Genomic DNA, 18,002 nt, shown 5'->3' on the forward strand with positions numbered 1-18,002 from the left:
AACGGCGCGCAGGCGGGGGTGATCGATGGGCGATCCGGTGGTCGACCGGGCGACGGTGAAGCGCCGTCGCCTCGAGGCGGCCGAGGAGTTGTCGATGCTCCTCGGCGACACGACGGCCTGCGCCATCGCCAAGGATGGCCGTTCCTACCCTGCGGGCAAGTTCCACGAGGGCCGCATCGCCGCCCTGGGCGATCTCATGCGTCGGATCGACGCCGATTCGACGGCGGAGCGGATCGCGGATGCCGCGGTCGAGCTGCGTGCGGAATGGGAGCACCGTGTCGTGCCGGGCGGCGGCGAGAGCCGCGACTGGGAGAGCTACCGGGCCGGCGGCGTGCAGGCGCTGGGGGAGTTCGCGCTCAGAGGTGCGTGAGGTCGTCGCCGGGCGTCGTCGTCGTGGCCGCCGCTGCGCTACGACGCGCCGGGAACAGCGGTCGGCACGTGGTGCAGGTGAGGCCCTCGATGGATTCGCCGCCCGCCTCGAGGCGACGGCGCTCGGCGATCATGCGCCGCTCGCGGGACATCCGATCGATGAGACCGTGGACGAGCAGAGCGAGCGCGGCGAGGGCGAACGCGGGTCGCACGAGCGGATCGATCATGGGCACGGCGCTGACCTGCTCGGTCGCGAGCGAGAGCCCGACGAAGCCGAGGACGGGCCAGCGCAGGTCGCAGACGACGGGCTCGGCACCCGCCGGAGCGCCGCGGAAGGTGGCGACGACGAGCCCGAACAGCAGCGCGCCCGCCGCGATGACGGGCCACGCCCACCACGGTGCGGACGACGCCGATGTGACGAGGCCCCCGGTCGTGACGAGCAGTGCGGCTGCGCCGGCCGCCGCGCCGGCCACGATCCAGCCGCGCGACCGGGGCCAGGAACGTAGCTCGGCGAGCGAGTGGGTCGCCCGTTCGGCGAGGCGCGCCGCTGACGGACGAGTCACTTCGTGATCGCGAGCCCGGTGGCGTTCGAGGCGGCGTCGACCCCGCCGGCGTTCACGAGCGACGTGAAGCCGAGTGCCTCCATGCGGTCGATCGCCGCGGCGGAGCGGTTGCCCGAGCGGCAGTAGACGACGTACTCGCCGTCGGCCGGCAGCTCGGAGACGAGCGCGTCGAACTCGGGCGACTGCACGTCGACGTTGATCGCGCCCTCGAGGTGCCCCTCGGCGTACTCGGCGGGCGTGCGCACGTCGATGACGACGGTGTCGGATGCCACCTCGATGGGCTCTGCGGTCGGTGCGCAGGCGGCGACGCCGAGGACCACGGCGGTCGCGACGGCGAGGGGGGCGAGCAGGCGGGAGAGGAGCTTCATGGCGGGAGGTTCCTTGGGTCGGTGGTCGATGGCGACCCTGTCATGATACCAGAAATACCCCCGGGGTATTGACCGGACGAGATCACGGCGGTGGGGGGCTGGTCCTGGCGACGGCGGCTCGGACTCCGGTGCGCCGCCGCCGAGCTCGCGCCGCCGAGCTCGGGTCGCCGCGAGCCTCGGGACGTACCCCGGGGCACCGCTACCGCCCGAAGACCGCGCCCGAGCGCATCCGCACGAGCGTGGCCTCGAGATGATCCCGAGCGCGCCCGTGCCGATCGGCGCGAGCCAGATCCACCACGTCGGCGCGGCATGCGGCGGCGGGGGGCGAGGCGATGAGCAGGCGGCCGCCGATGATGGCGGTGAGGAGCAGGAACAGCCCGAAGCCGATGCCCCAGGTGGCCACCGCGGCGAACGCGAGCGAGGCCGAATCGATCGGCCCGCCGAGCACCTCGGTGCGCGTCAGGATGCTCGGCACAAGCACGAGCGGCACGACGGGCACGAACCAGTTGCCCGAGACCGCCTGCAGCGGCACGTCGGTCGAGCCGATCACGCGCGTGTAGAAGGCGACGCCCACGATGAGGATGCCCGCGAGGCCCGGCACGAGGAACACGAGCGCGACCCAGAGCGCTGTCATGTCGTCGACGAGTTCGATCACGCCGGCCTGCAGCACGGCGAGTGCGGCGATGAACAGTGACGCGGGCGATGAAGACGACGGATGTCGCGGCGGCGATGACGAGGGCGACGCCGCTGGCAGTCATCGGGGAGACGAGATGTTCGGCACAGCCACGACTGGGTCGCGCGAGCCGCTCGTGCCACCGCTCGTGGTGCTGAAAGGCCGTCACCGGAAACGGCTTCGCCTCACGTCCGTGCCGACCGTGCCGGTTCCGACCAGGGTATCAACGGATGCCCCAGCCGACTCGCTCGGTCCGATGCCTACCGGACGTCGGTGCGGTCTGCGCTCGACGCCGCGAACGTCTCGGCGCTGGTGTCCTCCGAACGGAGGGCTATGTTGAACTCGGGACGAAGGGAACACCCCGACGGTCCGCTCAGCCGGAGGAGGAACGACCATGAGAACCGCATCTCGGCACATCCGCACCCGCTCTCTCGGCAGGGTCGCTGCCACGGCCGCGCTCGTCGCCGCAGCCGCCATGTCGCTGTCGGCGTGCACGCTCGCGGGGCCCGAACCGACACCCACCTCAACGGCGCCTCCCGAGTCGCCGCCCCCTGGGACGCCATCCCCGAGAACCACCCCGCCGCAGTCGGAACCTGCGGAGTGTCCCGACCCCGGTGATGTGGGCGCGGTCGAAGACGGCTTCCCCGAGCGCCTGTCGAGCCTCGTCGGCATCGACATCCGCACTGGCAGCCATGCGCCCTGCTTCGAGCGCGTCGTGATCGAGTTCGCGGGGTCCGGCGCCCTGCCCGGGTATCGCGTGGAGTACCGGCAGGACCCGATCATTGATTCGCCCAGGGGCGAGCCGGTCGACGTGGCGGGCGATGCGACGCTCGTGGTGTCGGCCGGCGCGTGGATGCCGAACCCCGACGGCGACGGCTACGACGGCCCTCGCGAGATCGTGCCGGTCAACGTGGAGACGATCCTCGAGCTGGAGCAGATCGAGAATTTCGAAGGGATGACGATGTGGGCGATAGGGCTCGATCGGGAGCGGCGGTTCACCGTCGAGACGCTCGAGAACCCGTCGCGCCTCGTCGTCGATATCGCGCTCGACTGATGTGCGGCGGGTGACCGATGACCTCCGGATCGGGATTCTGACCCGGTTCGGCGACGGCGCGCTCGCCGCGGACGCGCGCTGCTTGGATCGGATCGTTCGGTGAGCGGGAGCACGTCGGCGCAGCAGGGTGGGTCGCGGGGTGCGCGCCGCGTCGCGGCCGTGAGCGCAGTCGTGACGGATGCCGCGGGCCGGTACCTCCTCGTGCAGCGCTCGGTCTCCCCCGAGGCGGGCCGGTGGACCCTCCCCGGCGGGCGAGCGGAACCGGGAGAACCGCTGCCGGATGCCGCCGCACGCGAAGTCCTCGAGGAGACCGGGCTCCGCGTTCGCGTCGGCGGGGAGCTCGGCACGCTCGAGCGTGCGGCTCCCGACGGCGGCGTGTTCGAGATCCACTGTTTCGCCGCCGAGTACCGGGGCGGCGCGCCGATCGCGAGCAGCGACGCCGCCGCCGTGCGCTGGGCCGCGGCCGATGAGCTCCCCGCCCTCGAGCTCACGCGCGGCCTGCGCGAGCTCCTCGTGCGATGGCGGCTGGGCTGAGCGGGCGCGCGCCGGGCGATGCCCGCGGGCGCGCTCAGTCGTGCTTGCGGGCGAGCCGGAAGGTCCTCCACGAGAGTGCGACGAACCGCACGAACTGGATGATCGGATGGCTTCGCCGATGGCGCTCGCGCTCGCTGGGAAGCGGCGCCGCCTGGATGCGCTCGTCGATGATGGCCATGGTCTCTCCTCCGGCGACGCCGACGCCGAGGATGACGATGCGAGCCATGATCAGCGCGCCTCCTTCGGCGTGGGGGTTCGGACACCCGGAACCTGGCGGATCGCAACGAGTACCGTGTCGATCGCCTCGGTGGCGTGATCGGCCGGATGCTCCGGATCAGCGACGGTGTCACGTCGGAAGCGCTCCGCCGCGACGACGTGAAGGCCCTCGACCGCCCCGCCGAGCAACTCCGGGGTGTGCAGTACCGCGGGATTCCTCGGGCCGGGAGCGCCTGCGGCGAGGTTCTCGACGTCGTGGCTGATCACGAGGAGCGTGCCGCCGGGCGCGAGCCACGCCGAGGCTCGAGCCAGCACCGACCGCATCGTCGGTGCCGGCAGCTGGAGGTAGGTGATGGTGATGAGGTCGTACTCGCCGTCGGGACGCCAGGCCGCGACATCCGCGTGCACCCATTCGACGCCCTCCGGCGCGTGCGAACGCGCGAGCTCGAGGGCCTCGGCGGAGAAGTCGACGGCCGTCACCGACCAGCCGCGGCGCGACAGCCAGGCGGCGTTGCGCCCGTCGCCGCACGCGAGGTCGAGTGCGCGACCCGGGGTGAGTGCGTCGGCGACGCGGCGAAGTTCCCCGTGGGGCTCGGCCGCCCACTCGCGTCGACCCGCCTCGGCGGCGTTCCGGTAGCGCGAATCCCATGCGGCGGCATCCGTGATCGGAGTCGTGGGCACCATCGGCGCTCCTGTCTGGGAATAGATACCCCTAGGGTATTGTCTATACTACTACGCGGGTCGAACGCCGACCCACCGAACCACCAAGAGGAATCCAATGGCTACCACCAACCTGACGGTCGAGTCCTTCGGCAAGACGATCGCGGGGAACGACATCGTCTTCGTGGACTTCTGGGCCGCATGGTGCGGTCCGTGTCGCATGTTCGCGCCCGTCTTCGAGGCCGCCTCCCAGAAGTACCCCGACATCGTCTTCGGCAAGGTCGACACCGAGGTCGAGCAGCAGCTCGCCGCGGCCGCGAACATCACCTCCATCCCGACGCTCATGGCCTTCCGCGACCAGATCCTCGTCTTCTCGCAGCCCGGCGCGCTCGGCGGGGCGCAGTTCGAGCAGCTCATCACCGCGGTGAAGGGCCTCGACATGGACGAGGTGCGCGAGAGCCTCGACGCCCAGGACGCCGCCGCAACCGCGTAGCACCCCGCCGCCGCGCGGCGGCGGCAGCACTACGCTGCCGGAGCGCAGCCGCCCTCCCGCCTGCGCGGCGGCTCCTCGATCCGCGATGATGGAGCGCGAGGAGTCGAAATGGCCGCGAAGGGGATGGGGCGGTGGCTGCCACCCGGCGTCGACACGGCGCTGCACTACCGTCGTGAGTGGCTCTGGCCCGACCTGCGCGCCGGAGTCGTCGTCACGGCGCTGCTCATCCCCGCCGGCATGGGGTACGCGCAGGTCGCCGGCCTGCCGCCCGAGACCGGCCTCTACGCCACCATCGTGCCGTTGCTGGCGTACGCCGTGTTCGGTCCGAGCCGTATCCTCGTGCTCGGCCCGGACTCGGCACTCGCGCCGATCATCGCGGCGGCGGTCCTCCCGCTCGCGCTCGGCGATGACGATCGCGTCGTCGCGCTCGCCGGACTCCTCGCGATCATGGTGGGCGCCATCCTCCTGCTCGGCGGAATCCTGCGCCTGGGGTTCGTGACCGACCTCATCTCGAAGCCGATCCGGGTGGGCTACCTCAACGCCGTCGCGGTGCTCGTGATCATCTCGCAGGTGCCGAAGCTCCTGGGGTTCTCGATCGAGTCCGCCTCGCCGATCGGCGACGTCGTGTCGATCGTCGAGGGGATCGCGTCGGGCGGCGTGCAGCCGAACGCCCTCGCGTTCGGGCTCGGGTCGCTCGCCGTGATCCTGGTGCTCACCTGGCTGAGGTCGCCGGTGCCCGGGGTGCTCGTCGCCGTCGTGGGGGCGAGCGCGCTCACGGCGATCCTCGGCCCCTCCGGCGTGCTGCCCGTGGTCGGCGCCCTGCCGCAGGGGCTTCCGGCACCGGCGCTCGGCGGTCTCGAGTGGGCGGATGTCGCGGCGCTCGCCCTGCCCGCGGCCGGCATCGCCCTCGTCGCCTTCACCGACACCGCCGTGCTCTCGCGCACGTTCGCGGCACGACGCGGCGAGACCGTGAGCGGCAGCGCCGAGATGGCGGCGATCGGCGTGGCGAACGTCGCGGGCGGCCTGTTCGGCGGGTTCCCCATCTCGGCGTCGTCGTCGCGCACACCCGTGGCCGAGCAGGCCGGCTCCCGCTCGCAGCTGACCGGGGTCGTCGGGGCGCTGCTCATCATCGCGTTCATGCTGCTGGTGCCGGGCCTCACCGAGTTCCTGCCCGCTGCGACCCTCGCGGCCGTGGTGATCGCCGCCGCCTCGCGGCTCATCGATGTGCGCGGCGTCGCCCGGCTCGTACGCATGGACAGGGCCGACGCCCTGCTGTCGGCGTCGGCGTTCCTCGGCGTGCTGGTGTTCGGCGTGCTCGAGGGGATCGCCGTGACCATCGCGCTGTCGCTGCTCGCCTTCGTGAACCAGTCGTGGCGGCCCTACCGCGCCGAGCTCGGTCGGGTGACCGGTCTACGCGGTTACCATGACCTCTCCCGGTATCCCGAAGGCGAACGCATCCCCGGCGTCCTGATCCTGCGGTTCGACGCTCCGCTGTTCTTCGCCAACGGCGGCATCTTCGAGGACTTCGTGCGCTCGAGGGTCCGCGCAGCCGGCCCCGGCATCCACACCGTGGTCCTCGCCGCGGAGCCGATCACCGACATCGACACCACCGCCATCGATGAACTCGTGGAACTCGACGACTACCTGCGCTCGCACGACATCACGCTCGTGCTCGCCGAGATGAAGGACCCCGTGGTCGACCTGCTCCGGGCATACGGGCTGTCGGACCGGTTCCCGCCCGAGCGGATCGCCCCCACCGTCGGTGCTGCGGTCGACGAGGTCACGGGAACGCTCCGCGGCGATCTGGGCGGCACCGAGTGGGACCCCGACGCGAAGGGGTAGCAGGGGGCCGAAGGTCCCGGCCACGTGCCATCAGCGGCCGTAACTTTGCCGTCGGGAGGTGCCGACATGGCCGACAGGAACTCGAATGCGGGATGCTTCGCGGGCGGCGGGGCGATCTATGGCCTCGGCATCATCGGTGCCTGGGTGTTCTTCTTCCAGCGGGCGGACGCCTTCTGGGAATTCATCTGGGCGTTCTTCCAGGGCATGTTCTGGCCGGCGTTCATGGTCTACGAGGTGTTCCGGACGCTCGCCGGCTGACGGGTGATCCGTGGAACCCCTCACTCGTCGGAACGCCATCATCCTGGGCGGCGTGAGCGCGGCAGCCCTCATCGGAGGCGGCGCGCTCCTGTGGAGCGAGGCGCAGCGGGCGGAGCCGGAGCCGTCGGTGACGCCCGCCCCGGAGCCGGCGGCGTCGCCCACCGGAACGCCGCCCCCCTGAGGACGCCGACACCGGCACGCTCGCCGAGCCCGAGGTGCTCGAGAGTTCCGGTGGACGCCTCGACCTGACCCTCACCGCGGCCCTGACCGACGTCGCGGTCGCCGGCCGGCAGGTGCGAGCGCTGACCTTCAATGGAACGCTCCCCGGCCCCACCCTCCGGATCCGCCCGAGCGACCGGATCGCGCTCGCGTTCCGCAGCGAACTGAATGCGCCGACGAACCTGCACACGCACGGTCTCGTCGTCTCGCCCGAGGGCAACAGCGACAACGTGTTCGTCTTGATCGAACCCGGCGCAGGGTTCGACTACGCGTACGAGCTCGGCGACGACCATCCGCCCGGGGTGTTCTGGTACCACCCGCACCACCACGGCAATTCCGCCGAGCAGCTCTTCGACGCGACGCTGCTCGCGAGCCCGGGGGAACGGGAATGATGGCGCATCATCAACGCCTGCAGCTCGCGCTACCTGCGGCTGCGCCTCGACGGTCAGCGTCGCCGGGCAGCCCGTCGACCACGTCGACTGGCGCGACGTGGTGCCGGTCCCGGCCCGGAGCCGCACGGTCGTGCGCATCGCGTTCGAGGGGCTCACCGGCAAGACGGTCTACCACTGCCACATCCTCGACCACGAGGACAACGGCATGATGGGGACGATCCGCACGGCCTGACCGTGCTTCCTCGCATACCCTGAGGGTATTTTGACAATACCCCCGGGGTATCCGTACGATGGTCGCATGACCCAGCAGCGCTACCTCATCATCGGCGGAGTCGCCGGTGGGATGTCCGCCGCCACTCGCTTGCGCCGGCTCGACGAGGCCACTGCGAGGTCGGCCGGCGCGGTCACACCGCAGCGCGGCTGCTCGCCCAGCTCGGTCGTGACGCCGTCAACCTCGACGGCGGCCACCGGACCTGGAACGCCGGCATCCAGGCGTGTTCCGCGGTCCCCGAACTCATCGCCTGATCGTACCCACCACCACACCCAACCCAACACACCTGAGGAGAACCAACCATGTGCAGCCCCGTCTCGTGCACCTGCGGAAAGACCACCTGGGCCGGTTGCGGCCAGCACGTCGACTCCGTGAAGCAGTACGTCCCCGCCGACGAGTGGTGCGACGGCAACCACGACGAGCGCTGAGCGTCGTCGACATCCTGACCCCCCGACCCTGAACCCAGACCCGAGGAGAACCAACCATGTGCAGTGCCGTCACCTGTCGGAAGTGCGGAAAGACGACGTGGGCCGGCTGCGGCCAGCACGTCGACCAGGTCATGCGCGGAGTCCCGCGCAGCCAGCGTTGCGAAGGGCACGCGAAGGAGCCGGGCTTCTTCTCGCGCCTGTTCTCCCGGTGAGGTGAGGACGCATGACGAGGCCGGCGAAGTCCGACGCTGACGTTCCCATCCCCGTCCCCGTCCCCGTCCCCGTCATCGGCGAGTTCGTCGACGGCATCGACATCCCGGTCGTGAACGAACGTGCCGTACGTGCGTCGGCAGGGCTGCTCTTCCTCTTCGGGATCGTCGCCGTCATGACGGCGGCGCTGACCGGCGAGTCGCAGCTCCTCCGGGCGTTCGGCATGACGTTCCTGCTCGACATGTCGATGCGGCTGTTCGTCGGCACCCGGTACACGCCGAGCCTGGTCATCGGGTCGCTCATCGTGCGACGCCAGCGCCCCGAATGGGTCGGCGCGCAGCAGAAGAAGCTCGCATGGATCATCGGCCTCGTGCTGGGATTCGTCTCCTGCACCGCCATGGGCTTCCTCGGCGTCAGCACCGAGATCCAGCTCGCGCTCTGCAGCATCTGCCTGGGCCTGCTCTTCATCGAGAGCGCGTTCGGCATCTGCGTCGGCTGCGAGTTGCAGCGCCTGTTCAGCAGGGAGAAGCCGCAGTTCTGCGCGGGCGATGCCTGCACCTACGTGCCGCCCAAGCGCGGCGAGCGCCATTCGGTGCTGCAATGACCGGCGACTTCCGCCGGTGAGGACGAGGAAGGCACGGCCATGAAGAAGCAGACCATCATCACGACGAGCATCGTCGCGGGCGCCGTGGTGCTCGCGGGCGTCGGTGTCGCCAGCACCCTCGCGAACGCCCCGAGCGAGGTTCCGGATGCCGCGCCCGCGGCAGTCGCGACGACGCCCGCCGAGGCGCCCCCGACCGCGGACACGCTCGAAACCCCCGAGCCCGAGGCCGCGCCGGCGTACGACACCACGACGGCGCTGCTCTTCCTCATCGAGGAGGAGAAGCTGGCCCACGACGTGTACGTCACGCTCGGCGAGCTGTGGGACTCCAACACCTTCACGAACATCGTTGAGAGCGAGGCCACCCACCAGGAGCTCGTCGCGCCCCTCCTCGCGGACCGCGCCATCACCGATCCGCGCTCGACGGAGGTCGGCGTCTTCACCGACCCCGACCTCCAAGCCCTCTACGACGAGCTGATCGCGCGCGGCTCGACGAGTCTCGCCGAGGCGATCCAGGTCGGCATCCTCATCGAGGAGAAGGACATCACCGACCTCAGCGTCGCCATCGCCGCCGAGGACGAGGCCGACGTGGTGAGCGTGCTCGAGCGGCTGCTCGCCGGATCCGAGAACCACCTGGAGGCGTTCGAGCGACGGGCGTGAGCGCGGACGCGGTGCCGTACCCGGTCACGGACGAAGTCATCGCCGCCCAGTGGCCGGGCGATTACCTCTGGGTGTACCCGGCGATGGTGCTCATGCTGCTCTTCGTCGCGATCGGCATCGTGTGGCTGACCGTGATCGCCGCCGGCGTGCTGTTGGCGCTCGCCTTCCGGCGCGCCGACCGCAGCCGACTCCCAGCCCGCACCGAGACTCCTGACGCATCCTGATTCCATGGGCCTGCCGATGCGGATGCCCACGGCCATCGCGTGGGTCGTGGTGGCGCTCATGGTCGCCTGGGCGCCTCTCTTCCATGTCATCTGCATCGCCCCCGCCGAGTCCGCCTCGGCGACGCACGTGATGGCCGACGGCACGGTGATGACGGCGGCGGTGTCGACGGATGACGCCGATCACGGCGGTCACGGCGGTCACGCCGCAGGGGTCGTCGACCAGATCGCGACCGTCGCGGCCGCGCAGGACGCGCCCACGAGCGCGGGGCCTGCCACCGCGCTGCTCGATGCGGCCGGGGTCATCGGCGTGGTCGTGGTCTTCGCGGGCATGGCCGCGCTGACGATCGCCGTGTTCGTCCGCCGGTGCCGGGTATTGCCGTCACGGGGCGATCCGCCCAGACGGCGGTCGACCGCGCCACCGCGGCGCAGCATCCGTGACCGTCTCTTGACCGACGTCGACCTGCATCGCCTGGGAATCCTGCGGACGTGATGCGCGCCCGGCGGGCGGGCGATGCCATGCGCCCGTTCGCAGACGTGCCACCGAGAGATTCTTCGAACGACGTAAGGAAGCACCACCATGTTCACACGCAGGCACCGCGCTGCCGGAATGGCCGCGCTCGCGCTCTCCGCCGCCCTCGCCCTGACGGGCTGCACGATCAACCTCCCCGCCCCGGCGAACGACGGGAATCGGGGCATGGACGACCACGGCCCGGGCCAGGGTCCGATGGGCGGCGGGGGCTCGGACTCCGATGAGTTCAGCCCCAGCGACATCATGTTCGCCCAGATGATGATCCCCCACCACCAGCAGGCGGTCGACATGTCCGACCTCGCTCTCGAGCGGTCGACCGACCCCGACGTGCTCGAGCTCGCCCAGCAGATCCGTGACGCCCAGGCGCCCGAGATCGAGCAGATGGAGGGCTGGCTCGACGACGCAGGGGCCGGCACGTCGATGGGTCACGACCCGTCCGACATGGGCATGGGCATGGGCGGGATGCTCAGCGACGAGGACATGGCCGCACTCGAGAACGCGACCGGGGCCGAGTTCGACCGGCTCTACCTCGAGGGCATGATCGAGCACCATGAGGGCGCCATCCAGATGACCCGGATGATCCGGGACTCGAGCAACGACGAGGTGCGGGCGCTCGCCGAGGCGATCGTCGAGAGCCAGACTGCCGAGATCGAGCGAATGGAGGAGATGCTCGCCGGCTAGGAGCGTGACCGGGGTGCCCGCCGACTCGAGCGGGCAACCCCGGTGCGTCGGCGCCGAGCGCCTAGCTAGGCGGGATCGATGGCTCGCGTGATCTTCGTCCCGTGCCCGACCTGTCGCCGCAAACTCGGCCCGTTCTCGCGTGTCGCTCCTGGGCTTGCCCGGTGTGCTCACTGCGGTGCTGTGTTCAGGGCGCGGTAGCGAAGAATGTTACGTCGGGGGCGTACTGCGCCCCCGACGGCGTGGCAGAGCGAGAGGCCGATGTCATCGAGCTGCGCTGCGCTTGAGCCGGCCTGTCGCGATGACGCGCGAGCCCTCGCGAGACGAAGGGAGCGCGCGAAAGCCGCCAGCGTTCAAGGAACCTCGCCGCCGCGGCCGAGGTTCTCCGCCGCGCGCAGGTAGGCGTCGAGGTTCTCACGACGGCCGACCGCCACAGCCTCGATCGCGACCGCCTGGACCTCGTCCGGCGTGTACCTGTACACCAGCCGAAACCGCGGCTTGCCCGACCCGTCAGGGTCAAAGTACAGCTTGTAACAGTCCCCAAGATCGGCCGTAGCCACCCGGGCATCAAGCTTCACACCCGTCCGCTTGCCATCTCTGACGAGCACCAACTGGTCGAGCACCATCTTGCGCGTCTGAAGGTCGGGCAGGGCGTCGATGTCCTGCTGGAAGCCGGGCAACGCCCTCAGCTCGAGCCGGCGCGCCACTACCGGAACGACTCGGGGTCCAGGCCGGCCGCGGCCGCGATCTCGGACAGCGGCACCGACTCACCAGCGGCCGCACGCTCACGCACCAGGTGCGCGATCTCGAGGTCCTCAATCACCGGAAGAAGCTCCGCGTACAGCTCGAACGGGATCACGACCGCCTCAGGCTTCCGATGCGCCCCGAACACCACCGGCTCCGCAGCCGCCCCGCGCTCACGGAACCGCGCAAGCGCACCCGACATCGCCGCGCGCGCTTCACGACTCGGCAGAACTGGAAGCGGAAGCTGGTACATCGACATGTGACCAATGTACCACAAAAGCGAACCGAAACGAGTACACGTTCACGTGCGCAAAGATGCGCTCATAATGGTTGTTATGTCTGGAAGCAAATCCACAACCTGCAGGATTTGCACGATTCCAAGCGCTCCCCCCGCAGTGCGATCGGGGCTCGACGGATCGAGCACGACTACCGCGAACTCAAACACGGCCTGGGCCTGGGCCACTTCGAAGGCCGCACCTGGCACGGGTGGCACCACCACACCACCCTCGTCACCGCCGCACACCCGTTCATCACCGGATTACGGCTGGCCGCCGACCCAAAAGCCCCCGGGGCAGCCTGAGCTTCTACAAGACCCTGGACTACTTCCAGACCGCGGTCATCAGAATCCTCGGCCACTGCCCCTACTGCCACCAACGAGCAGGACCAACCTAACCAAGTACTACTAGACGTCGAGCGACAGCTGCGGGCTCAGCGCGCGCGAGACGCACGGGTACATCACGCCCGCGGCGTCCTTCTCGGTGTCGGCGGTCACCGAATCCAGATGCAGCGGCATGCCATCGAGCACCCGAAGCTCGCAGGTGCCGCAGATGCCCTTCCGGCAGGACCCCGTGACGGGTGCACCGGCATCCTCGAGCACTTCGAGGATGCTGCGATCCGCCGGGACCCGGAACGACCCGAGCCCCGGCATCCGGACGTGCACCGGCTGCGCCACGATGCCGGCCGTGCGATCCGCTGGGACGAACCGCTCGAGGTGCAGCCGCTCGGAGGGCACGGCCGCCGTCAGCTCGTCCAGCAGTCCGGCCGGTCCGCAGGCGTAGACCTGGGCCCGGCTGAGTGCGGCCTCGGCGGCGGCCGGGTATCGTCCGCCCCGCTCGTCGGTCGCGTGCACCCTGACCCGGCCCGGATACCGGGACTCGAGCAGGTCCACGAACGGCATGGTGCGTCGCGAGCGCCCCAGGTAGACGAGCGACCAGTGGCGGGATGCCGGGAGGGAGGCGAACATCGAGGTGAGCGCGGTGATGCCGATGCCGCCCGCGATGAAGAGGTAGTCCGTCGCGGGCTCGAGCTCGAAGCGATTGTGCGGCGGCCCGATCTCGACGACCTCGCCGGCGCGCAGGGATTCGTGGATGTACCGGCTCCCGCCTGCCGACCGCTCCGAAAGGTGTACCGCGATGTCGAAGCTGCGGCGGTCGGCCGGGTCTCCGCACAACGAGTACTGGCGCTCGAGGCCGTTCGCGAGGTGCAGGGTGAGGTGCGACCCGGGAGTCCAGACCGGCACGAGCCCGCCGACCTCCGGCACGAGACGCAGGCCCACGACGCCCTCGGCGAGCGGCACCCGTTCGGCGACGATCATGCGAGACCGCTCGCTCCGCTGCGGCATCTGTCGTGCCCGCGCCGCCGCTCGCTGCCGCTGCGCGGCGACCGAGCCCACGATCTGCCGAACCACCACCGCGAGCGTCGTGGCCACGATGAGGGCGGTCGACACCATGATGTACCACCAGGTGCCCGTGTCCGATCCGGCGAATGCCGCGTGGAATGCGACGAGCGCCACGACGACGTAGCTCAGGTAGTGTAGGCCCTTCCACACCCGCAGCGGGATCCGATGCATCGCGAGCGACGAGAGGCCGATGCCCGCCATGAGGTAGAGCGCGACGATGCCGAGGGCAAGGGGCAGGGGCTTGAACTCGGACGCGAACGGCACGAACGCCTCGATCACGCCGAAGCCGGCCTGGGCGCGCAGGTAGGGGTCGAGCAGCAGGGATCCCACGTGCACGAGGGTCATCACGATGGCCGTGCCGCTCAGGTAGCGGTGCAGGTCCTTCAGCCACGCCGGATTGTCGGCCGCCCGGAGTACGCGGGTCGACAGCAGTACGCCCCAGAGCACGGTGGCGGTGAGGAGCGACCAGGCCACGATTGCGCTCGCCCGGGAGACGTACCACCAGAAGTGCGGATCGTTCATCGATACCGGCTCCAGTTCGCCGAGACGTGCTCGGCGCCATCGGTCGTGATCGCGAGGCCAGCCGCACCCTGGCTCGGCAGCCAGGCGAGGTACTCGTCGAGCGGCCGCAGGAAACCCGACTTCGTGAGCGACTCGGCCCGGGCCCCGGTCGCGGCGATGACGGTGACCGTCTGCACGTCGGACGAGATGCTCCGGATATCGCGGGGGTCGAGCAGGTGATGCGCCTCGGTGCCGTCGGCGGCGACCCAGCGCTGCTTGCGCTGGCTCGACGTGGCGACGGCACCGCGGGCGAGGCGGATGATCGCGAGATGGCGGTCGGGATCGAACGGATCCTCGACGCCGATGCGCCAGGCGATGCCGTCGGGTGCGACGCCGCCGACGACCACGTCGCCGCCGAACTCCGCCATCGCCCCGAGCGACCCGTCGGCGAGGGCCTGCTCGACCGCGAGGTCGGCGGCGAGCCCCTTGCCGATGCCGCCCGGATCGAGGGTGGTGCCGCGCCCGAGCGTGATGCGGTCGCCGTCGATGCGTATCGTGTCGATGCGGCCGGGCGCCACCGCCGAGGGCGGCAGCATGGTCGTGCGCCGGGGATCGACCCGCGACCTCGCATACCCGGCCGCGACGAGTGCGGGCAACAGCGTGGGGTCGAAGTCGCCGTCGGTGCGGCGGTGCGCGTCGACCATCTCGCGGACCAGTCGCACCGTGTGAGGGTGCACCCGCCGGGGTGCGCCCTCGGCGAGGTTCAGGGCGGTGATGTCGCTGTCGGCAAGGAAGCGGCTCCATCGTGACTCGAGCCGGCCGGCCAGCGTCAGGCCCGCCCGGGCGCTGCGGGGTGCGGCGCCGACGACCGTCATCGCGAAGCGGCTGCCCATGCGGTGCGCGCGGGCGGTGGCAGTCGCCGGCCGGCCACCGCCCGCGGCGACGGCTGCCAGCACGGCGTCCTGTGCGATCGAGGTGGGCATGTCAACCTCCGGAGCCGCCGGTCGTGGCGTCGACGGGTGCGCTCGGCGGCGAGACTTCCGGTGCCGGCGCTGGTACGGCGGCCGGCTCGGCCGGCACCTCGACGGGCTCGGCGGGTACCGCCGCCTCGGTCGCGGGCTGCGCGGGCGCTGGAGTGGAGAGCGTGGAGGCCGCCTGCTGGGGTTCCGCCGGCGCTTCCGGCGGCGGGATCAGGAGGAATCCGGCGAGCATTCCGCCGAAGGCCGCGCCCGAGACCGCCCCCACGGCCGCCCGTGCGACGCGGGCGGGGTGCCGCCGATCAGTCGTCGTCGTCTTCGTACCCGTGGTCGTCGACCTCGTCATCGTGGGACTCGTCCTCGTACTCGTCGTCGTATTGGTCGTCGTCGTACTCGTCGCCGTCGCTGTAGGACGAGGAGCCCCCGGTGGTGCCGTCGACCGGGAAGCCGGACGCGGGTGCCGTCGAAGCGGGCGGCGCCGTCGGGGTGGGAACCGAGCCGAGCGGCGCCTCGTCGCCCGTGACGCTGACGACGCTCGTGGTCGTATCGTCCTGCGGGCCGAACACACCGAGCGTCTGGGCGTTCGCGGCCATCGCGGCCGAGGCGGCGCCGACGACTCCCAGCACGGAGAGGGTGGTGATGAGTGCGGTTTTCATGTCTTCGACGGTACGGGCGGGACGGTGAGCGGCGGCCCCTGGGACGTCCAAGGTTCATCCAATTTCCGCGGCATCCGCTCGTGCGATGCATCACGCACTCAGAATGGTGGAATGCGGGTGCTCCTGATCGAAGACGACGCCGCCATCGCGGCGGGGATCCTCGACGCCCTGCGCCAGGCGGGATTCGAGGCCGCCCATGCGGCGACGGGAGCGGCGGGGCTCGAGGCGGTCGACGGCGGTGACGCCGATCTCGTGCTGCTCGACCTGGGCCTGCCCGACGTCGACGGCGTCGAGGTCTGCCGACGCATCTGCACAACCACCACGTTGCCCGTCATCGTCGTCAGCGCCCGCGGCGACGAGTTCGACCGGGTGCTGGCGCTCGAGATGGGCGCCGACGACTACCTCGTCAAGCCGTTCGGGTTCCGTGAGCTCGCCGCCCGCATCCGCGCCGTCACGCGTCGCGCCGCGCAGGGAGAGGCGGCTGCGAACGCGACGTCCGCCCGGACGATCGGTGCGCTCACACTCGATCCGCGGAGCCGAAGGGTCAGCCTCGACGGCGAGCCGGTGCACCTCACGGCGAAGGAGTTCGAGCTGCTCGAGTACCTGACCGGCGACCCGGGGGCGGTGATGCGTCGCAGCGACATCCTCCGCGACGTGTGGGGCACCAGCTGGTACGGCACCACCAAGACGCTCGACGCGCACGTGGCGGCCATCCGCAAGAAGCTCGGCGACCCGAGATGGATCGAGGCGGTCCGCGGCGTCGGCTTCCGGTTCGGGGAGCCGGGGTGAACGGGCGCGGCGGAGGCATGTCACCGTGAGGCTGCGTCTCGTGCTCGCCATGATGGGGTTCACGTTGCTCGTGCTGGCCGTGCAGAACGTGCCGTTCGCGTTCTACCTCGCGGAGGTGGAGCAGGAACGACTGGTGACGACCCTGGAGCGCGACGCGTTCGTGCTCGCCGGAAGGCTCGAAGACCAGCTCGAGGCGGGAACGGCGGCGACCGATCCGACGGCGGGCGAGCTCACGGCGGAGTACAGCGCGCAGAGCGGCGCCCGGGTCGTGGTCGTGGATGCCGACGGCGTCGTGGTCGCGACGAGCGACGCCGATCAGTCGCGTGTCGGCGTGTCGTACGCGTCGCGGCCCGAGCTGGAGGCCGCGCTCGAGGGTCGGATCGCGAGCGGGGAGCGGTTCTCCGAGACCCTGCAGGTGAGCCTGCTCTACGTCGCGGTTCCGGTGCAGAGCGGCGAGGGCGTGCTCGGCGCCGTGCGGCTCAGCTATCCCGCCCAGGTCGTGACGGATGCCGCCTCCCGCCAGGTCTGGGGCCTTGCCGCCGTCGCCGCCACCACGGTCCTCCTGGCCGGCCTCGTCGCGTTCGTCTTCGCCTCGGGCGTGACACGCCGCCTGCGGCTGCTCCAGGCGGCCACGGAGCAGCTCGCGAGGGGCGACCTCGCCGCCCGGGCCGACGAGGGCGCCGGCGTCCCCGAGGTGCGGTCGCTGGCGCATTCGTTCAACGTGATGGCCGAGCGGCTCGCGACCCTCATCGAGCTGCAGCGGGCGTTCGCATCCGATGCATCCCACCAGCTGCGCACGCCGCTCACGGCGCTGCGGCTCCGGCTCGACGCCGCGCGCGATCTCGTCGACTCCGATCCGGATGCCGCAGCAGAGCGACTCGCGGCCGCCGACGCCGAGCTGGATCGACTGGGTTCCCTCATCGACGGACTGCTCACGCTGAGCCGTGCGGAAGCGGAGTCCGCCGCGACCGGCGTCCACGACGCGGCCGCGATCGCCCGGGAGCGCGTCGAGCAGTGGCTGCCGCTCGCGCTGGAGGCCGGAGTGGACATCCGCTACGAGGGACCGTCGAGCGTCCCGGCCTTCGCGGTGGAGACGGCGATCGAGCAGATCATCGACAACTACCTCGACAACGCGCTCGGCGTCAGCCCGAGCGGCTCGGAGATCGTCGTGCGCGTCGAGGCCGGCGATCGGGTGACGATGCACGTGCTCGACGAGGGGCCCGGGCTCGCGCCGAAGCATCGCGAGCGCGCGTTCGACCGGTTCTGGCGCGGATCCTCGGACGGTGACGGGAGCGGCCTCGGCCTCGCGATCGTGGCGCAACTGGCTCGGGCGAGCGGCGGCTCCGCGCGGCTCGAAGCCCGCCCGGGCGGTGGGCTCGACGCATCCGTCACCCTGCCCGCACCGCCGCGCTGAC

Annotated in this window: 29 protein-coding genes and 1 pseudogene; 19 read left to right on the forward strand and 11 right to left on the reverse strand. The window is 70.9% G+C overall.

Translation table 11 applies throughout. The annotated features are described in order from the left end of the window. Positions 1-25 precede the first annotated feature (25 nt). On the forward strand, positions 26-370 hold the full coding sequence (locus IEX31_RS11900; protein ID WP_188743649.1) for a hypothetical protein: 345 nt from the start codon (positions 26-28) through the stop codon (positions 368-370). Here IEX31_RS11900 and IEX31_RS11905 read toward each other — a convergent pair. The 3 genes from IEX31_RS11905 to IEX31_RS11915 form a co-directional block, all read right to left on the reverse strand. Next, positions 357-932 (reverse strand): hypothetical protein, encoded by a 576-nt coding sequence (locus IEX31_RS11905; protein ID WP_188743650.1) that lies wholly within the window; start codon positions 930-932, stop codon positions 357-359. The two genes, IEX31_RS11900 and IEX31_RS11905, sit on opposite strands and share 14 nt — an antisense overlap. After that, on the reverse strand, positions 929-1,300 hold the full coding sequence (locus tag IEX31_RS11910) for a rhodanese-like domain-containing protein (RefSeq protein ID WP_188743651.1): 372 nt from the start codon (positions 1,298-1,300) through the stop codon (positions 929-931). The genes IEX31_RS11905 and IEX31_RS11910 overlap by 4 nt, the downstream gene beginning before the upstream one ends. A 199-nt stretch (positions 1,301-1,499) precedes the next feature. Then, positions 1,500-2,054: an SLAC1 family transporter gene (locus tag IEX31_RS11915; protein ID WP_188743702.1), complete on the reverse strand. Its 555-nt coding sequence runs from the start codon at positions 2,052-2,054 to the stop codon at positions 1,500-1,502. Positions 2,055-2,592: 538 nt separating this feature from the next. Between IEX31_RS11915 and IEX31_RS11920 the strand changes: the two genes are divergently transcribed. Both IEX31_RS11920 and IEX31_RS11925 read left to right on the forward strand, forming a co-directional pair. Then, positions 2,593-3,027, forward strand: a complete 435-nt coding sequence (locus IEX31_RS11920) for an AMIN-like domain-containing (lipo)protein (RefSeq protein WP_188743652.1) — start codon at positions 2,593-2,595, stop codon at positions 3,025-3,027. A 99-nt stretch (positions 3,028-3,126) separates the two neighbouring features. Then, positions 3,127-3,561 (forward strand): NUDIX hydrolase, encoded by a 435-nt coding sequence (locus IEX31_RS11925; protein ID WP_188743653.1) that lies wholly within the window; start codon positions 3,127-3,129, stop codon positions 3,559-3,561. 34 nt (positions 3,562-3,595) lie between these two features. Here the strand turns inward: IEX31_RS11925 and IEX31_RS11930 are convergent, their stop codons facing one another. Together IEX31_RS11930 and IEX31_RS11935 are read right to left on the reverse strand one after the other, a co-directional pair. Continuing rightward, positions 3,596-3,787, reverse strand: coding sequence for a hypothetical protein (locus IEX31_RS11930; RefSeq protein ID WP_188743654.1), 192 nt, complete (start codon positions 3,785-3,787; stop codon positions 3,596-3,598). Positions 3,788-3,789: 2 nt separating this feature from the next. Continuing rightward, positions 3,790-4,461, reverse strand: a complete 672-nt coding sequence (locus IEX31_RS11935; RefSeq protein WP_188743655.1) for a class I SAM-dependent methyltransferase — start codon at positions 4,459-4,461, stop codon at positions 3,790-3,792. Positions 4,462-4,555: 94 nt separating this feature from the next. Between IEX31_RS11935 and trxA the strand changes: the two genes are divergently transcribed. From trxA to IEX31_RS11980, 13 genes are all read left to right on the forward strand, one after another. Continuing rightward, a complete protein-coding gene (gene trxA / locus IEX31_RS11940) occupies positions 4,556-4,930 on the forward strand; it encodes a thioredoxin (RefSeq protein WP_188743656.1) in 375 nt (124 codons plus the stop codon). A 108-nt stretch (positions 4,931-5,038) separates the two neighbouring features. Continuing rightward, complete coding sequence (locus IEX31_RS11945) at positions 5,039-6,772, forward strand: SulP family inorganic anion transporter (protein ID WP_188743657.1); 1,734 nt, start codon at positions 5,039-5,041, stop codon at positions 6,770-6,772. 66 nt (positions 6,773-6,838) lie between these two features. Next, on the forward strand, positions 6,839-7,030 hold the full coding sequence (locus IEX31_RS11950) for a hypothetical protein (RefSeq protein ID WP_188743658.1): 192 nt from the start codon (positions 6,839-6,841) through the stop codon (positions 7,028-7,030). A 52-nt stretch (positions 7,031-7,082) separates the two neighbouring features. Continuing rightward, entirely contained in the window at positions 7,083-7,211 is a 129-nt protein-coding gene (locus IEX31_RS19295) for a hypothetical protein (RefSeq protein ID WP_268236984.1), read from the forward strand. A gap of 34 nt (positions 7,212-7,245) precedes the next feature. Then, complete coding sequence (locus tag IEX31_RS18925) at positions 7,246-7,641, forward strand: multicopper oxidase domain-containing protein (protein ID WP_229662303.1); 396 nt, start codon at positions 7,246-7,248, stop codon at positions 7,639-7,641. 97 nt (positions 7,642-7,738) lie between these two features. Next, complete coding sequence (locus IEX31_RS18930; RefSeq protein ID WP_229662304.1) at positions 7,739-7,873, forward strand: multicopper oxidase domain-containing protein; 135 nt, start codon at positions 7,739-7,741, stop codon at positions 7,871-7,873. 341 nt (positions 7,874-8,214) lie between these two features. Continuing rightward, entirely contained in the window at positions 8,215-8,340 is a 126-nt protein-coding gene (locus IEX31_RS19300) for a DUF8730 family Cys-rich protein (protein WP_268236985.1), read from the forward strand. Between the two features lie 56 nt (positions 8,341-8,396). Continuing rightward, on the forward strand, positions 8,397-8,552 hold the full coding sequence (locus IEX31_RS19765; protein ID WP_142138180.1) for a DUF8730 family Cys-rich protein: 156 nt from the start codon (positions 8,397-8,399) through the stop codon (positions 8,550-8,552). An 11-nt stretch (positions 8,553-8,563) separates the two neighbouring features. After that, positions 8,564-9,154 (forward strand): DUF4395 domain-containing protein, encoded by a 591-nt coding sequence (locus IEX31_RS11960; protein ID WP_188743659.1) that lies wholly within the window; start codon positions 8,564-8,566, stop codon positions 9,152-9,154. A gap of 39 nt (positions 9,155-9,193) precedes the next feature. Further along, entirely contained in the window at positions 9,194-9,811 is a 618-nt protein-coding gene (locus IEX31_RS11965; RefSeq protein WP_188743660.1) for a DUF2202 domain-containing protein, read from the forward strand. Beyond that, positions 9,808-10,035 carry a hypothetical protein gene (locus IEX31_RS11970; protein ID WP_188743661.1) on the forward strand — a complete coding sequence of 76 codons (228 nt, stop codon included), beginning with the start codon at positions 9,808-9,810 and terminating at the stop codon, positions 10,033-10,035. Before IEX31_RS11965 ends, IEX31_RS11970 begins: the two co-directional genes overlap by 4 nt. 4 nt (positions 10,036-10,039) lie before the next feature. Continuing rightward, the gene (locus tag IEX31_RS11975) at positions 10,040-10,525 is read left to right on the forward strand and encodes a hypothetical protein (RefSeq protein WP_188743662.1); all 486 of its coding nucleotides are present in this window, start codon (positions 10,040-10,042) and stop codon (positions 10,523-10,525) included. Positions 10,526-10,612: 87 nt separating this feature from the next. After that, positions 10,613-11,245 carry a DUF305 domain-containing protein gene (locus IEX31_RS11980; RefSeq protein ID WP_229662305.1) on the forward strand — a complete coding sequence of 211 codons (633 nt, stop codon included), beginning with the start codon at positions 10,613-10,615 and terminating at the stop codon, positions 11,243-11,245. Between the two features lie 350 nt (positions 11,246-11,595). Here IEX31_RS11980 and IEX31_RS11985 read toward each other — a convergent pair whose 3' ends face one another. Together IEX31_RS11985 and IEX31_RS11990 are read right to left on the reverse strand one after the other, a co-directional pair. Further along, positions 11,596-11,949: a hypothetical protein gene (locus tag IEX31_RS11985; protein WP_229662306.1), complete on the reverse strand. Its 354-nt coding sequence runs from the start codon at positions 11,947-11,949 to the stop codon at positions 11,596-11,598. Beyond that, the gene (locus tag IEX31_RS11990) at positions 11,949-12,245 is read right to left on the reverse strand and encodes a hypothetical protein (protein ID WP_188743663.1); all 297 of its coding nucleotides are present in this window, start codon (positions 12,243-12,245) and stop codon (positions 11,949-11,951) included. The genes IEX31_RS11985 and IEX31_RS11990 overlap by 1 nt, the downstream gene beginning before the upstream one ends. A 90-nt stretch (positions 12,246-12,335) precedes the next feature. Between IEX31_RS11990 and IEX31_RS11995 the strand changes: the two are divergent. Further along, positions 12,336-12,566 (forward strand): annotated as a pseudogene (locus IEX31_RS11995) (IS701 family transposase); the annotation flags it as partial. Positions 12,567-12,668: 102 nt separating this feature from the next. Here the strand turns inward: IEX31_RS11995 and IEX31_RS12000 are convergent. Genes IEX31_RS12000 through IEX31_RS12015 form a run of 4 tightly spaced genes read right to left on the reverse strand, consistent with a single transcriptional unit; the run spans position 12,669 to position 15,798 of the window. Further along, positions 12,669-14,186 carry a 2Fe-2S iron-sulfur cluster-binding protein gene (locus IEX31_RS12000; protein ID WP_188743664.1) on the reverse strand — a complete coding sequence of 506 codons (1,518 nt, stop codon included), beginning with the start codon at positions 14,184-14,186 and terminating at the stop codon, positions 12,669-12,671. Beyond that, positions 14,183-15,148 carry an FAD:protein FMN transferase gene (locus IEX31_RS12005; protein ID WP_229662307.1) on the reverse strand — a complete coding sequence of 322 codons (966 nt, stop codon included), beginning with the start codon at positions 15,146-15,148 and terminating at the stop codon, positions 14,183-14,185. Before IEX31_RS12005 ends, IEX31_RS12000 begins: the two co-directional genes overlap by 4 nt. Position 15,149: 1 nt before the next feature. Further along, a complete protein-coding gene (locus IEX31_RS12010; RefSeq protein WP_188743665.1) occupies positions 15,150-15,488 on the reverse strand; it encodes a hypothetical protein in 339 nt (112 codons plus the stop codon). Continuing rightward, on the reverse strand, positions 15,445-15,798 hold the full coding sequence (locus IEX31_RS12015) for a hypothetical protein (protein ID WP_188743666.1): 354 nt from the start codon (positions 15,796-15,798) through the stop codon (positions 15,445-15,447). The genes IEX31_RS12010 and IEX31_RS12015 overlap by 44 nt, the downstream gene beginning before the upstream one ends. Before the next feature lie 111 nt (positions 15,799-15,909). On the opposite strand from IEX31_RS12015, the gene IEX31_RS12020 reads away from it, so the two are divergent. Together IEX31_RS12020 and IEX31_RS12025 are read left to right on the forward strand one after the other, a co-directional pair. Then, complete coding sequence (locus tag IEX31_RS12020) at positions 15,910-16,587, forward strand: response regulator transcription factor (protein ID WP_188743667.1); 678 nt, start codon at positions 15,910-15,912, stop codon at positions 16,585-16,587. Positions 16,588-16,612: 25 nt separating this feature from the next. Next, positions 16,613-18,001, forward strand: coding sequence for a sensor histidine kinase (locus IEX31_RS12025; RefSeq protein ID WP_229662308.1), 1,389 nt, complete (start codon positions 16,613-16,615; stop codon positions 17,999-18,001). The last annotated feature ends 1 nt before the right edge of the window (position 18,002 follow it).

It is taken from the genome of Agromyces bauzanensis, from assembly GCF_014645655.1.
GTDB lineage: Bacteria > Actinomycetota > Actinomycetes > Actinomycetales > Microbacteriaceae > Agromyces > Agromyces bauzanensis.